This is a genomic window from Actinoallomurus purpureus (assembly GCF_024055795.1).
Taxonomy (GTDB): Bacteria; Actinomycetota; Actinomycetes; order Streptosporangiales; family Streptosporangiaceae; genus Actinoallomurus; species Actinoallomurus purpureus.
In genome coordinates this window covers 20,195-33,563 of record NZ_JAMXMY010000022.1, presented here as the reverse complement: position 1 = coordinate 33,563, position 13,369 = coordinate 20,195, and the positions used below count along the sequence as shown (strand labels likewise).

The 13,369-nt window shown below is 72.2% G+C and carries 16 protein-coding genes; 11 read left to right on the top strand and 5 right to left on the bottom strand.

The genetic code is table 11. From position 1 onward, the window contains the following. Positions 1–129 precede the first annotated feature (129 nt). Positions 130–801, bottom strand: a complete 672-nt coding sequence (locus NE236_RS32930) for a FadR/GntR family transcriptional regulator (RefSeq protein ID WP_252846129.1) — start codon at positions 799–801, stop codon at positions 130–132. Between the two features lie 23 nt (positions 802–824). On the opposite strand from NE236_RS32930, the gene NE236_RS32925 reads away from it, so the two are divergent. Together NE236_RS32925 and NE236_RS32920 are read left to right on the top strand one after the other, a co-directional pair. Beyond that, positions 825–2,081, top strand: a complete 1,257-nt coding sequence (locus tag NE236_RS32925; RefSeq protein ID WP_252846128.1) for a CynX/NimT family MFS transporter — start codon at positions 825–827, stop codon at positions 2,079–2,081. Between the two features lie 35 nt (positions 2,082–2,116). Continuing rightward, complete coding sequence (locus NE236_RS32920) at positions 2,117–3,043, top strand: MBL fold metallo-hydrolase (RefSeq protein WP_252846127.1); 927 nt, start codon at positions 2,117–2,119, stop codon at positions 3,041–3,043. 10 nt (positions 3,044–3,053) lie between these two features. Here the strand turns inward: NE236_RS32920 and NE236_RS32915 are convergent, their stop codons facing one another. Beyond that, a complete protein-coding gene (locus NE236_RS32915; protein ID WP_252846126.1) occupies positions 3,054–3,863 on the bottom strand; it encodes a M15 family metallopeptidase in 810 nt (269 codons plus the stop codon). 94 nt (positions 3,864–3,957) lie between these two features. After that, the gene (locus NE236_RS32910) at positions 3,958–4,686 is read right to left on the bottom strand and encodes an SDR family NAD(P)-dependent oxidoreductase (RefSeq protein ID WP_252846125.1); all 729 of its coding nucleotides are present in this window, start codon (positions 4,684–4,686) and stop codon (positions 3,958–3,960) included. Positions 4,687–4,870: 184 nt separating this feature from the next. On the opposite strand from NE236_RS32910, the gene NE236_RS32905 reads away from it, so the two are divergent. The 5 genes from NE236_RS32905 (at position 4,871) to NE236_RS32890 (ending at position 7,904) form a co-directional block, all read left to right on the top strand. Then, positions 4,871–5,056 carry a hypothetical protein gene (locus tag NE236_RS32905; protein ID WP_252846124.1) on the top strand — a complete coding sequence of 62 codons (186 nt, stop codon included), beginning with the start codon at positions 4,871–4,873 and terminating at the stop codon, positions 5,054–5,056. 82 nt (positions 5,057–5,138) lie between these two features. Further along, positions 5,139–5,273 (top strand): hypothetical protein, encoded by a 135-nt coding sequence (locus NE236_RS43980; RefSeq protein ID WP_289851188.1) that lies wholly within the window; start codon positions 5,139–5,141, stop codon positions 5,271–5,273. A gap of 25 nt (positions 5,274–5,298) precedes the next feature. Beyond that, a complete protein-coding gene (locus NE236_RS32900; RefSeq protein WP_252846123.1) occupies positions 5,299–5,418 on the top strand; it encodes a DUF397 domain-containing protein in 120 nt (39 codons plus the stop codon). Positions 5,419–6,180: 762 nt separating this feature from the next. Continuing rightward, on the top strand, positions 6,181–6,999 hold the full coding sequence (locus NE236_RS44775; protein WP_252846122.1) for a GNAT family N-acetyltransferase: 819 nt from the start codon (positions 6,181–6,183) through the stop codon (positions 6,997–6,999). A 26-nt stretch (positions 7,000–7,025) separates the two neighbouring features. Then, complete coding sequence (locus NE236_RS32890) at positions 7,026–7,904, top strand: LLM class flavin-dependent oxidoreductase (protein WP_252846121.1); 879 nt, start codon at positions 7,026–7,028, stop codon at positions 7,902–7,904. A 79-nt stretch (positions 7,905–7,983) separates the two neighbouring features. Here the strand turns inward: NE236_RS32890 and NE236_RS32885 are convergent, their stop codons facing one another. Further along, positions 7,984–8,202 (bottom strand): hypothetical protein, encoded by a 219-nt coding sequence (locus NE236_RS32885; protein WP_252846120.1) that lies wholly within the window; start codon positions 8,200–8,202, stop codon positions 7,984–7,986. A gap of 171 nt (positions 8,203–8,373) precedes the next feature. Here NE236_RS32885 and NE236_RS32880 point away from each other — a divergent pair, with 171 nt between their 5' ends. Continuing rightward, positions 8,374–9,249: a DMT family transporter gene (locus tag NE236_RS32880; RefSeq protein ID WP_252846119.1), complete on the top strand. Its 876-nt coding sequence runs from the start codon at positions 8,374–8,376 to the stop codon at positions 9,247–9,249. Beyond that, on the top strand, positions 9,246–10,136 hold the full coding sequence (locus NE236_RS32875; RefSeq protein WP_252846118.1) for a DMT family transporter: 891 nt from the start codon (positions 9,246–9,248) through the stop codon (positions 10,134–10,136). The genes NE236_RS32880 and NE236_RS32875 overlap by 4 nt, the downstream gene beginning before the upstream one ends. On the opposite strand, the gene NE236_RS32870 is transcribed toward NE236_RS32875, so the two are convergent. Further along, positions 10,093–11,235 (bottom strand): MGDG synthase family glycosyltransferase, encoded by a 1,143-nt coding sequence (locus NE236_RS32870; protein WP_252846117.1) that lies wholly within the window; start codon positions 11,233–11,235, stop codon positions 10,093–10,095. The genes NE236_RS32875 and NE236_RS32870 overlap by 44 nt on opposite strands. 261 nt (positions 11,236–11,496) lie before the next feature. On the opposite strand from NE236_RS32870, the gene hpnC reads away from it, so the two are divergent. Together hpnC and NE236_RS32860 are read left to right on the top strand one after the other, a co-directional pair. Then, complete coding sequence (gene hpnC / locus NE236_RS32865) at positions 11,497–12,327, top strand: squalene synthase HpnC (protein ID WP_252846116.1); 831 nt, start codon at positions 11,497–11,499, stop codon at positions 12,325–12,327. A gap of 4 nt (positions 12,328–12,331) precedes the next feature. After that, entirely contained in the window at positions 12,332–13,189 is an 858-nt protein-coding gene (locus NE236_RS32860) for a phytoene/squalene synthase family protein (RefSeq protein WP_252846115.1), read from the top strand. The last annotated feature ends 180 nt before the right edge of the window (positions 13,190–13,369 follow it).

Here is a 13,369-nt window from a genome sequence, read left to right as displayed (position 1 = left end):
CCTCCTCGCGTCGTTCAGCTGCCGAGGACTGTACATGTCTTCGATCAGACCGGCAACGGTCCCGGCTCGCGCACATCGCCGCCGACTTCGCGAGCGCGGACGCGCCCGCGCGGGTGATCGGCCGGGCGGTCAGTGGCCGAAGCGGCAGCCGGTGTGGGAGGCGGCCTCGGCGGCGGCCGTGTCCGCGTCTCGGGCGCGGATGGCGTCGAGCAGCCGGGCGTGGTCCATGTACTCCTCGGGGGACAGCTCGGCGCCGAAGTGCTCCCGGAGCGAGTCGCGGATTACCTGCCCGAGGTCCGCGTACAACTCGGCCATGACCTCGTTGTGGGAGGCGGCGACCACAGACAGGTGGAAGGCCGCGTCCGCGTCCACGAAGAGGTCCCGGTCGCCGGAGGCCCAGGCCTTCTCGCGGCGTTCCAGGAGCGCGTCGAGCCGTCGCAGGTCCTCCTCCGTGCGCCGCTCGGCCGCCAGCCCCGCCGCCGCCGCCTCGAGCGCGCCGCGTACCTCGGTCACGTCGCGCCGGTCGGCGGCGGCGAAGCGGCGCTGCATCACCCCGGCCAGCTCGCTCGTCGCGACGACATAGGTTCCGGAGCCCTGGCGGATGTCCAGCATCCCGTTGTGGGCGAGCGCCCGTACGGCCTCGCGCACGGTGTTGCGGGCGACGCCGAGCCGCTCGGCCAGCTCCGGCTCGGTGGGGATGCGCGAGCCGACCGGCCAGGCGCCTGAGGTGATCTGCTGCCGCAGCCGGGCGATCACCTGGTCGGACAGGGCGGCCCGACGGGGGACTGGTCCGAGATTCATCCCATCATTCTACGATTGGCCCTATGGCCAATGATGAGGCGGTTCGTCCGCACTGTGCAGAACCGCCCCGCGACCTCTCCCGACCGCCCTTCCCCACGCGACGGCTGGCGGCCGTCGCCCTGGTCCTCGCCGCGCTCAACCTGCGCCCCGCCGTCACGAGCGTCGGTCCGGTGCTCGAAGAGGTGCGCGGCGCCCTCGGGATGAGCGCCACCGTCGCCGGGCTGCTCACCTCGCTGCCGGCCCTGTGCTTCGCGCTCGTCGGGTTCGCCGCACCCCGGTTCGCCCGCCGCCACGGAGCCGGCGGCGTCATCGCCATCGGCACCGTCGTCATGGCGGCGGGCCTGGCCGTACGGCCCTTCGCGCCGGACGCCCTCGTGTTCGTCGCGTTGAGCGCCGTCGCGCTCGCTGGGATCGCGGTCACCAACGTCCTGCTGCCGGTCGTGGTCAAGCAGCGCTTCCCGGACCGGGTCGGCGCGATGACCGGCCTGTACTCCATGGCACTCAACGTCGGCGCCTCGACCGCCGCCGCCATCACCGTTCCGCTGGCCCGGGCGTTCGGCGGGGAGTGGCGCGCCGGCCTGGGCTCCTGGGCGGTCCTCGCCGCCGCCGCGATCCCGGCCTGGATCGCTCTCGGCCGGCGCCGCGCACCGGCCGCCCGTACGCCGGGCGTGGAGCCCGCCGCGCAGGGATCGCCGGAGCCCGCGCCCGGCGCGCGCATCACCCGGAACGCCACCGCGTGGGCGCTCGCGGTGTTCTTCGGCCTGCAGGCCGGCGCCGCGTACGTCATCATCGGCTGGCTGCCGCAGATGTTCCGCGACGCGGGGCTGTCGGCCGAGATGGCCGGCCTGCTGTTCGCCGTCACGTCCCTGCTCGGCGTGCCCCTGTCCTTCGCGCTGTCCGCCGTCGCGGGCCGCCTGGGGAACCAGAGCGGGCTGGCGGCCGCGCTGGCCGTGTGCGGCCTGGCAGGGTACGCCGGGCTGTGGGCCGCGCCGGCCACCGCACCCTGGCTGTGGGCCGTGCTGCTCGGTCTGTCCAACTGCTCCTTCCCCCTGGCCCTGACGATGATCGGGATGCGCGGCCGGGACGGCGCGACGGTGACGAGGCTGTCCGCGTTCGTCCAGAGCACCGGCTACCTTCTCTCGATCCCCGTGCCCGTCCTGGTCGGGGCGCTCTACCAGCACAGCGGCGGCTGGCGGGCGCCGCTCTCGCTCATGGCCGTGCTCATGCTGCTGCAACTCGGGGCCGGCCTCGTGGCGGGCCGCGACCGCCGGATCGCCTGAGGCCCTTAGGATCGCCGAATGCGGAGCGAAGCATCATGACGGCCGGCGGTAGCGGGTCACGACTCACCGAGGTGGCGGCCGGCGTGCACGCTTGGGTGCAGCCGGACGGTTCCTGGTGGATCAACAACGCCGGGGCCGTGCACGGCTCCGGCGGCGTGATCCTCATCGACACGTGCGCGACGGCGGAGCGCACCCGCCGGTTCCTCGCCGCCGTCGACGCGGCGACCGGCGGGGACCGGGTGCGGATGGCGGTCAACACCCATTTTCACGGTGACCACGCCTACGGCAACGCGCTGCTCCCGGAGTCGGCCGTCGTGGTCGGACACCGGGTGACCCGCGAGGAACTGCTGGCGGACTTCATCCTCAAGGCCACCCCGCCGATCTGGTCGCCGTCGCCCGACTGGGGCATCTCGCAGGTCAGGCCGCCGACCGTCGTCCTGGACGACGAGCTCACGCTCTTCACCGGCGACCGGCGGATCGAACTGCGCCACCCCGGTCACCCCGCCCACACCGCCGGCGACGTCGTCGCCTGGCTGCCCGAGGAGCAGGTGCTGTTCACCGGCGACCTGATCTTCCACGAGGTGACGCCCCTGGTGTTCATGGGGTCCGTCGAGGGGGCACTGCGCTCACTGGACTGGCTGGCCGGCTTCGGTGCCCGTACCGTCGTGCCCGGCCACGGCGCGATCGTCACCGGTGATCTCGCACCGGTTCTCGCGGCGCACGAGGCGTACTACCGCCTCATCCTCGACACCGCGCGGCGAGGCCGGGCGAAGGGGCTCACGCCCCTGCAGGCGGCGCGAGAGTGCGATCTGGGCCCGTTCGCCGGGTGGCCGGACCGCGAACGCATCGTCCTCAACCTGCACCGGGCGTACGCGGACGCCGAAGGCGGCGACCTCGACCTGATCGCCGCCTTCACCGACGCGATGGACTACAACGGTGGTCCGCTGCGCTGCGCCGTCTGACCGGCGCCGCTCAGTGCCGCCCGGCGAGGGAACCGCGCGAGACGAGGAAGTTGAAGTAGGTGTTCGGGAACGGCTCGGGCTTGTAGGTGAAGTGCCACCACTCCTCGGCGAGGTTGACGAACCCGGCCGACTCCATGGCCTTCTTCAGTAGAAGCCGGTTCGCGTGCTGCTTGCCCTTGATCCGCGGGTCGAGGGTGTGGGCGAGCGTGTCGAAGCAGTCGAAGCCGGTGCCCATGTCGATCGAGTTGTCGGGGAACCGCTTCGCCTGCGACGCGTAGCAGGGGACCAGACGCTGCCCCGGCCGGTACGGCGCCGTCGGCCGCGCGGGCAGCTTGACGACCGTCAGGTCCATCGTGCTGCCCCGGCTGTGCCCCGACTTCTCGGCGATGTAACCGTCGGCGAACAGCCGCGACTTGTCGACGCGCGGGTAGAACTCGGCCTTCATCGCGGTGGCCTTCGGGTCCTCCGCCCACCGTACGAAGTGGTTCACGGCGCGCTGCGGGCGGTAGCAGTCGTACACCTTCAGCGAGTAGCCCTGGCGCACGAGCCTCTGCTGGACCTTGTGCAGGGCCCGGGCGGCTGTGCTGGTCAGGATGCAGATCGGCTGGCGGTATCCGTCGATGCGCCGGCCCACGAAATTGTGGACCGTGTAGTAGCGCATCTCCTGGATGATCGTCGGGTCGACGTCGCTCAGCGCGACGAACTCCTTGGGGGCCTTCGGTTCCGTACGCGCCTGCGCCGCCGGGGAGACGGCGGTGACGGCCAGCAGCGCCGCGAGGGAGACGGCGAGGCGACGGAGGGCGGTGGCGGGTCTCAGCATGCCTCTGGCCTATCAGGTCGCCCCCTGCCCGGGGAACCCCGGCAAGATCACGGGCCCGCCGAGCTCGACCGTCCGCCCAGGGTTGGTAACCCGCTCAGCCGAACCGTCCGCTGAGAGCGCGGAAGACGCCCGGCGCCGCGCCACGGAACCGGGACGGCACCCGGAGCCAGCCCGGCACGTAGCACTCCGCGCGGTCTCGCTCGACCGCGGACACGACCGCCCGCGCGACCCGCTCCGGCGGAACCGGGCGGGGCCGCCGGCGGGCGTACGGCGTGCCGCGCCGCTCGAAGAACGGCGTGTCGACGACGCCGGGCAGCACGACCGACACCCTGACCTCCCGCAGCTCGTGGCGCAGCCCCTCGGCGAAGACGATCAACCCGGCCTTGGTCGCGGAGTACACCGCCTCGTCCCGTACGCCGACCGCGCCTGCGATGGAGGCGACGAACACCAGGTGACCTCCTCCGCGCTCGACCATGCCGGGCAGGAGCAGGCGGGTCAACAGGATCGGCGCGGTGAGGTTCACCGCGACCAGCCGCTCGATGGCCTCGCCCGGCATCCGCGCCAGCGGCCCCGCCCACCCCGTCCCGGCGTTGTTCACCAGCACGTCGACCGGCCCGGCGTCGGAGGCCAGCCCGGCGGCGTCGGTGGTCAGATCGCCCGGCAGGGCCAGCCCCCCGGTCTCGGCCGCCACGGCGTCGAGCCGCCGCCGGTCACGCCCCGCCAGGACGAGCCGGGCACCGGCCCGCGCCATCTCCCGCGCCGTGGCCGCCCCGATGCCGGAGGACGCGCCGGTGATCAGCACCCGTGCCCCGCTGAGTCGCATGCTTCGAGAACTTCCCGACGGACGCCGTCACAACCGATGGGTCCACGGGCCTACCCGGGCCGGTGAGGGTTGAGCCTGGCGGCACTGTTCGGCCCGATGCTCGCTCACTTGGATAAGGGCGACAGCCGCAGATCATCGCAATCCGCGGAATCTGCCGGTCCCTGTATCAAAGGAGGAGAACGTCGTGCGCTCCAAAATCACTGCACTCGGCACCCTTGCACTGGCCGCGGGGTTGACGACGGCCGCGGCGCAGCCCGCCTTGGCGCAGCCGACCGTGCCGCGGCACGCCTCGGTGCAGCGCGTCTCGGCCGGCGACCTCACCACCCAGGCGAACGCTAAGTGGGTACAACAATTATGCGGCGGAGGGTAAGGCCTACCTGTCCAATGGCGGCTTCGTGACCTGCCTCGGAGGTGACGGCGTCAAGGGACAATTCGTCTGCTATGGCAAGACGATGAGCATTAAGTGCAAGAAGAACGTCTACGGGTTCGGTGCGCTCGCCATCTACCGGCAGCAGGACCACTTCGAGCACCCTCACCAGTCGCCCAAGGTCATCTGGCATTGCCTGAGAGCTCGTCACGGGACATGATCAAGAAGATCATGGAGGTCATGTGATGAGTCGACCGTGGCGTAAGAGCAGTCGAAGCACCAATCAGGGCGGAGCGTGCGTCGAGGTCGCAGTGCTTCTCGGTGTCGTAGCGGTGCGGGACCAGATGACTGAGAGCGGTCTCTGATCTCGGCGTCTGAGGCGGATTCCGTGATCGTTGGTGTGCGCTGTGCCACTAGAGGCTGTCGCACTACTCGCGATCTTGATTGCTCAAGGCCATGGCGATCCAGCGAGCCGGCGCGCAAAGGCTGCGAATCGGGCTGCCGCCGGCGCGGTTCGGTGTGCTGAAAGCTCGGCGAACGCCGCGCGGGTCATCCCGTTAATGGGACGCAGTGGGGCAATTCGGCTCGCCGTAGGGGTGTTCTCCGAGAGTTCTGCACGGTGGCGGCCGGGGCGACATCCGGAGGGGTCGGCGGGTTCGCGGCGTCGGTCGGGCTCCGCCGGGTGGGTCGGCCGGTCACCGTGCTGGAACGGGGGGCCGACGAACTGAGCCGAGGGCGGGCAGAGCGCTCGGTGAAGGCCACGCGGGGCCCGCCTCGCCAACGGCAAATCCGGGTGAACCGGGCCGCTGCCGGTTTGTTGCCGAGCGTTCTGCGCGCCGCCCTCCGCCGGGTACACACGTCCGCGTCGGCCGACCGATGCCCGCACCGGGTCGAGGACGCCTTCGCCAGGGTTTTTAAATCCCTCCTGGCGTGACAGCCCAGGGCACACTGGCCCGCCTGAGCGGCCTGGTTCGGAGTTAGGCGACAGCCTCACTATGCGCACCGTATGCCGACGATCATCGTGAAGGCTTGATCACGATCTTGGCCCTTCTGTGACTGCTCCTGCGAATACTGGGCAGTATGGGCGCGTGGGGTGGGCTATTACGGGAGATATTGCCGAATATGACGTGACTGCTGGGGGCTTCCTGCGGTCTCGGCCGATCGAGAACACCGTGCTGATCACCGTGGTCGAGGCGTTGCGGGTACGGGGGCCGGCGGCGTACGGGGACGCGCCCGCGGTGATGGGGACTTGGTCGACCGCCTCCGGCTGCGTGGCCGGGGCGTTCGTGCACACGCCGCCCTTTCCGCTGCTCCTCAGCGTGATGCCGGGGCAGGCCGTCGCGGAGCTCGCGGAGACCTTGGCGGCGGACGGGCGGAGACCGCCGGGGGTCACCGGGCGTCACGAGCTCGCCGAGGCGTTCGCCGCCGAATGGCGGATCGCGACCGGCGTCGACTTCAGGATCTGGGAGCGCCGGCGGCTGTACCGGCTGGAGAAGGTCGAGCCTCCGGACACGCCTGGTCGGGCGCGTCTCGCGCGGCCCGCCGACCGCGACCTGCTCCTCGGCTGGTACTACGACGCCGAGCGGGAGATCCGCGAACGTCCCGGCGACCACGACGCCGCGGTCGACGACCGGATCGCCTACGGCGGCCTCACCATCTGGGAGCGGGACGGGATACCGGTGGCCCTCGCGGGGCGGACCCGGATGGTCGCCGGGATGGTGCGGATCGCGCCCGTCTACACCCCGTCGGAGCACCGGCGCCACGGATACGGTGCCGCCGCGACCGCCGCGGTGAGCCAGGCGGCCGTCGATGCCGGGGCGGAGGAGGTCGTGGTCTTCGCCGACCTGGCCAACCCGGGGAGCAACACGATCCACCGGCGCATCGGCTACCAGCCTCTGGACGACTACCTCGTCATATCGTTCGGATCAACGCGGCGGGGCGGCTGAATCTCCGCGCTACCGAAGGAGTGCAGATGAGGGCGGGAATCGTCATTCTTCCGGAGTACCGCTGGTCGGAGGCCGAGCCGAAGTGGCGGCGGGCCGAGGAGTACGGGTTCGACCACGCGTGGACGTTCGACCACCTGGGCTGGCGGTCACTCGTGGACGGTCCGTGGTTCGGGTCGGTGCCGACGCTGGCGCTGGCGGCGCGGGCGACCGACCGGATCGAGCTGGGCATGCTGGTGGCCTCGCCGAACTTCCGGCATCCGGTGCCGTTCGTGCGCGAGATCCTCACGCTGGACGACGTGTCCGAAGGCCGGTTCACGCTGGGGGTCGGGGCGGGTAGCGCCGGTGACTACGACTCGACGGTCTTCGGCGCGGATGGCAGGGTGGCGAGCCGCTCCCGGAGGTTCGCGGAGTTCGTGGAGTTCCTCGACGCGCTGCTGACCGCGGGGAAGGTCACCCTCACCGGCGAGTTCTACGAGGCTGTGGACGCGCGCAGCGCGCCCGGTCCGGTGCGGCGGCCCCGGCCGCCGTTCGTGGTGGCCGCCAACGGTCCGAAGGCGATGCGGGTCGCCGCCCGTTTCGGGCAGGGCTGGATCACCACGGGGGCCGCCAGCGACGATCTCGATGCGTGGTGGGCGAGTGTGGCCGAGGCCGCCGCCCGGTTCGACGAGGCGCTGGAAGAGGCCGGACGGGAGCGCGGCGCGGTCCGCAGGTTCGTGCAGGCCGACGCGGCGCCGGTGTTCTCCCTGTCGTCCGTGGAGACCTACCGGGACTTCCTCGGCCGGGCCGGAGAGCTCGGGTTCACCGATGTCGTGGCTCCCTGGCCGCGGCGCGAGGGTGTCTTCGCGGGTTCGGAGCAGGTCTTGGAGGCGGTCGCCGCCGAGGTCCTCCCCGGACTACACGCCTGACCGTTCCCCGGCTGCGCCTGACCGTTCCCCGGCTGCGTCTGACCGTCCCGGCGGAGATCAGCGCCGGGACGCCCCCCGGCTACGACCCGTCGGTGACGCGGTCCCCGCCCTCGGCGGGCTCGTCGGCCAGGGCCTCGTCCGGTGTGAGCGGCGATCCCTGGGCGAACGCGGCCGACAAGGTCAGCAGCAGGGCCCACAACCCGAAGAAGGCGAACGTCACAGCACCGTACGCCCCCGCGATCCAGTCGATGAACAGACCCGCGCCGATGATTCCGATCCCCGTTAACGCGATGCGCATGCGTCTACTGTGCGGCGATGCCGGATCATTTGTCGAGTGGATAATCGTGTTCCTTAGACGTCCGCATCCTCCGGCCGCGCCGGTCCGGGGCGTTCGAAGAGCCGCAGGTCGGCGCCGGTACAAGCCGTGAGGGCCGGGTACCACCCCTAACGTGATTTCGGCGGGCGGCCGATGAAGACGTTCTTCGCCCTCGCGGCGGCCTGCTTCCTCGGCATCGGATTCGTCGCCCAGCAGCACGTGGCCTACCGCGAGCCGCTGGACGAGATGCTGCGGATGCGGCTGCTCGCCCACCTCATCCGCCAGCCGGTGTGGCTGCTGGGGATCGCCGCGATGGTCTGCGGCCAGGTGCTGGGCGCGGTGGCACTCGATGAGTCCGACCTCGGCCGGGTCGAACCACTGCTGGCGACGAACCTCATCTTCGCGCTCGTCATCGCCCATCTGGTCTACCAGGAGCCGCTCAGCCGGGCGGTCTGGTGGGGCGGGTTGCTCGTGACGGGGGGAGTGGTGATCTTTCTGGCCTTCGGGCATCCGGAAGGAGGGCGGCCCGCGGGGCCGGGGTCGGTCCGCTGGGTCTGGGCCGGCGTGGTGCTGGTGGTCGCGGCGGCGCTCGTGCTCGCCGCGGCCCCGCGATCCCTGCGGACCAAGGCGATGCTGTTCGCGGCGGCGGCCGGGATGCTGTTCGGCGTCCAGGACGCGTTGACGCGAAGCTCGCTGCTCATGCTGGGCGAAGGACTGGCGGCCGGTCTGCGCAGCTGGCAGCCGTACGCCCTGGTCGTGATCGCCGTGGTGGCCCTGCTGCTCGCGCAGAGCGCGTTCGACGCGGCGCCGATCGGCATCTCGCTGCCCGCCATGACGGCGGTCGAGCCGATCATCGGGATCGTCCTGGGGATCGTGGTCTTCGCCGAACACCTCCGGCTCAGTGAGGCCGCGCTCGCGGCGGAGGTCGCCGGCCTGGTGATGATCGTCGCGGGCATCGGGGTGCTCGGCCGCTCCTCCTTCCTCGGCAAGCCGGGGCAGGACACGGCTCCGGAGGGCGGGCCGGGATGATCGCCGTCCTGTTCGCGGTCCTCGCCGCGGCGAGCAACGCCCTCGCGTCGGTGCTGCAGCGGCGCGCGGCGCGGGCGGCGCCCGCGGACGATGCCTTCCGGCTCGCGCTGATCTGGGACCTGGTAGGACGGCGGGAGTGGCTCGGCGGCATCCTCGCGCTCATCTTCGGTTTCCTGTTCCAGGCGGCCGCGCTGACGACGGGGAGCCTGTCCCTGGTCCAGCCGATCCTCGTCACCGAGCTGCCGATCACGATGGTGCTGATCGCCTGGTTGTTCCGGATCCGGCTGGGCTCGGAGTCCTGGCTGGCCGTCGGTGCGCTGACCGTCGGGCTGGCCGTTCTCCTCGCCGCCGCCGCCCCGTCTCCGGGGCGACGGCATCCGGACCGGATCGAGTGGGCGATCGCGACGCTGGTGACGGCCGGGGTGATCGCCTATCTGGTCTCGATGGCCAAGGTCACCCCAGGGGTGGCCCGCGCGATGCTGCTCGGGATCGCCTCCGGCCTGGGATTCGCGTTCACCGCCGCGCTGATGAAGGAGGCCACGGAGGTCCTGTCCGCGGGCGTCGTCGCCGTGCTGACCTCCTGGTCGGTGTGGGCCATGGTGGCGGCAGGCCTGGGGAGCCTGTTCCTCCTGCAGAACGCCCTGCACAGTGGCACGCTCGTGGCCGTGCAACCGGCGCTCAACGTCTCCGATCCCGTCGCCAGCATCGCGTACGGCGTGGGCCTGTTCGGCGAGGAGATCCGCCTGGGCGGCTGGTCGGTCCTGGAGGTGCTGGGCGTCGGCCTGATCCTTTACGGGAGCGCGCGGCTGGCGCAGTCGCCGCCGATCCGCCGCCACGCGGAGGTCAACCCGTCCGACCCGGAGGGCGAGAACCGTCCGGACCCCTGACCGGCGCCTCGTACGGGCCGAAGAGCAGGTCCTCGGCCGCAGGCGCGTCGAACAGCGCCGCCGCGCGGGTGATCAGGCGGCGCCGCGCCGCGGGGTCCCCGAGCCGGTCGAGCTCGGCGACCAGTCGGGTGGCGTCGTCCGCGTGAACGCTGAGCCCGGCGCGGGCCATCGCCAGGACGCCGTCCCGGCCGTGCCCGGGGATCGGCCGGTACGACACGACGGGCAGCCGGGCCGCGAACGCCTCCCGGCACGTCAGCCCCGCCGCGTTGTCGACGAGGGCGTGGGCGACCGCCATCAGCTCGGGAAGGTCGTCGCGCCAGCCGAGCGCCACGACGCCCTCGACGTCGCGGAGCCGATCGTGCAGCGCGTCGTTGCGGCCGCACAGCACGACCGGCATGTACCGCCCGCACCGCGCGAGCACCCCGGCGGCCTCCTCGACGTCCCCCACTCCCCACGAGCCCGCCGAGACCAGGACCGGGCGGTCGGCCGGCCCGACGCCGAGCCGGGCGCGGATCGCGGCCGCGTCGGCCGGGGGACGGCCGAACCCGCGGCTCGTGAGCGGAGCGTGGCAGGCGGCGGGGCGGCCGGTCGCGGCGGTGACGTCCAGCGCCGTCTCCGGGCAGGGGCACAGGTAGCGGTCGTTGCCCGGATGCAGCCAGAGGCGATGCGCCGCGAAGTCGGTGACCAGGACCGTGCTGGGCACCGGCAGCCGGCCCCTCCGGCGCAGGTGCCCGGCCGCCTGCGCGGCCAGGTGGAACGTCGAGACGACCAGGTCCGGGGCCCGGCGCCGCACCAGGCGGTCCAGTCGCGCGGCGGCCGGCACGGTCAGCGGCGAGGTCGACGCCATCGGACGGTCCCCGCCGGGAACGAAGAAGACCCGGTAGATCAGGGCGTACGCCCAGGGCGCCCTCCGCATCATCCATCCGTACGACCGCCGCAGGGCGCGCCCGAGGCTCAGCGGAAGCAGCTCCAGCACGTCCACGACCTCGGCGTCGTGACCGGCGGCGGCGAGCCGCCGAGCGAGCTCGACCGCGACGGCGTCGTGACCGGCGCCCATGCCGGCGCTGAGGATCAGCAGCCGGTGTCTTGCCACGCCCATGACCGTTCCTCCCGCAGGGTCGAACTCAAGCATTTTCGAGAAGGTATCGGCTGTCTTTCAAGGTGCTTTTTATTGCGATTCCGTGAGTCTGGGTTGATGGGTGTTCGCCGTGGCGGGTGCCGAGGCCATCAGTATACGTTTGCCCTGGTCGACGCCACACGTGGCTCGCCGGAGAGTCAAATCATGGTCGATGTCCAGCCGACGTAACGATTGTCGGCCGCCTGCTCGTTTACGTCGTCTCTTCAGGGAAATCGTGAACCCGTGTCATCGGTAGAGGGCGTCATTTTCAAGGCGCGCCGGGAGAATTTCCCGGTGGCGTCGCGGTTGCTGCCGCGCGGGTACCGCCGCCACCTCATGGCGGTCTACGGCTTCGCCCGGTTCATCGACGACATCGGAGACGAGGCGCCGGCCGCGGACCGGCTCCGCCTGCTGGACATCGTGGAGGACGACCTGGGACGCCTCTTCGCGGGACGCGCCCCACGGGTGCCGGCCGTCGGGGTGCTGGAGCGGACCGTCAGCACGTACGCGATCCCGGTCGAGCCGTTCCGGCGGCTGGTCCGGGCCGGGCGGCGCGACCAGGCGGTCACCCGGTACGAGAGTTTCGAGGAGCTGCTCGCCTACTGCGAGCTGTCCGCCAACCCGGTGGGCCACATCGTCCTGCACGTGTTCCGCGCCGCCGATTCACGGCGGTGCGCCCTGTCGGACCAGGTGTGCTCGGCGCTGCAGGTGATCGAGCACTGCCAGGACGTCGGCGAGGACTACACGCGGGGCCGCGTCTACCTGCCGGGCGCCGACCTGCGCCGGTTCGGCTGCACGGACGACGACTTCACGCGCGCGACGACCCCCGACAGGCTGCGCCGCGTGGTCGCCCTGCAGACGACCCGCGCCACCGGGCTTCTGGACGCCGGAACCTCCCTGGTCCCGGCGCTGACCGGCCCGGCGCGGGTCGCCGTCGCGGGCTACGTCGCGGGCGGCCGCGCCACGATCACGGCGCTGGCCGCCGCGGACCACGACGTCCTCGGCCAGGCGGTCCGCCCCCGGCGCACGCGGCTGCTGACCACGTGGCTGCGCGTCCTCGCGACAGGAAGGTGAGCCGGTGAGCGTTTCCGACGCCTATCGCAGCTGTGAGCAGATCGTCCGCACGCAGGCGCGGAACTTCTCCTACGGCATCCGGCTGCTGCCGGGCCCGAAGCGCCGCGCGCTGAGCGCCGTGTACGCCTTCGCCCGCCGGATCGACGACATCGGGGACGGGGACGGACCGGCCGACCGGCGCCTGGCGCGCCTCGAGGAGGAGCGCGCCGCGCTGCACGGCCGGGAGCCCGCCCCCGGGGACCTCGTGCTGGTCGCGCTCAAGGACGCCGCCCGCCGCCATCCCATTCCGCTCGTGGCGTTCGACGAGCTCATCGACGGATGCGCGGCCGACGTGCGCGGCGTGACGTATGCCCGGGCCGAGGACGTCATCGGGTACTGCCGCAGCGTCGCGGGGTCGGTGGGGCGCCTCTCCCTCGGCGTGTTCGGAGCGGACGACATGGAGGCCGCCACGCCGCTGGCGGACGCCCTCGGCATCGCCCTGCAGCTCACCAACATCCTGCGGGACGTCCGTGAGGACCGGCTGATCGGACGGATCTACCTGCCCGCCGAGGATCTCGCCCGCTTCGGCTGCACGCTGAACCTCGACGCCGACGGAGCCTTCACCGACCCCCCGGAGCGGCTCGCCGAGCTGATCCGGTTCGAGGCCGACCGGGCCCGCGGCTGGTACATCCGGGGTCTGCGGCTGCTGCCCCTGCTGGACCGGCGCAGCGCGGCCTGCACGGCGGCGATGGCCGGCATCTACCAGTCCCTGCTGGAACGGATCGCCACCGATCCGCCTGCCGCGCTGGCCGCCCGCTCGGCGCTGCCGACGTGGGAGAAGGCCATGGTCGCGGCGCGCGCCCTGGTCGGGGCCGGGCGGTGAACCCGTCGAGCCGCCGCGGTCCGACGGCCGTGTCGAGCCACCGCGAGCCGGTGGCCCCGCCGGGCTCCCGGGAGCCGGTCGACCCGCTGAGCCCAGGCGGCGCGGCGTCCGTGTCGGGCTCCCGGGAGCCGGCCGACCCGTTGAGGCCGCCCGGACCCGTGGACCCGTCGAGGTCGTGCG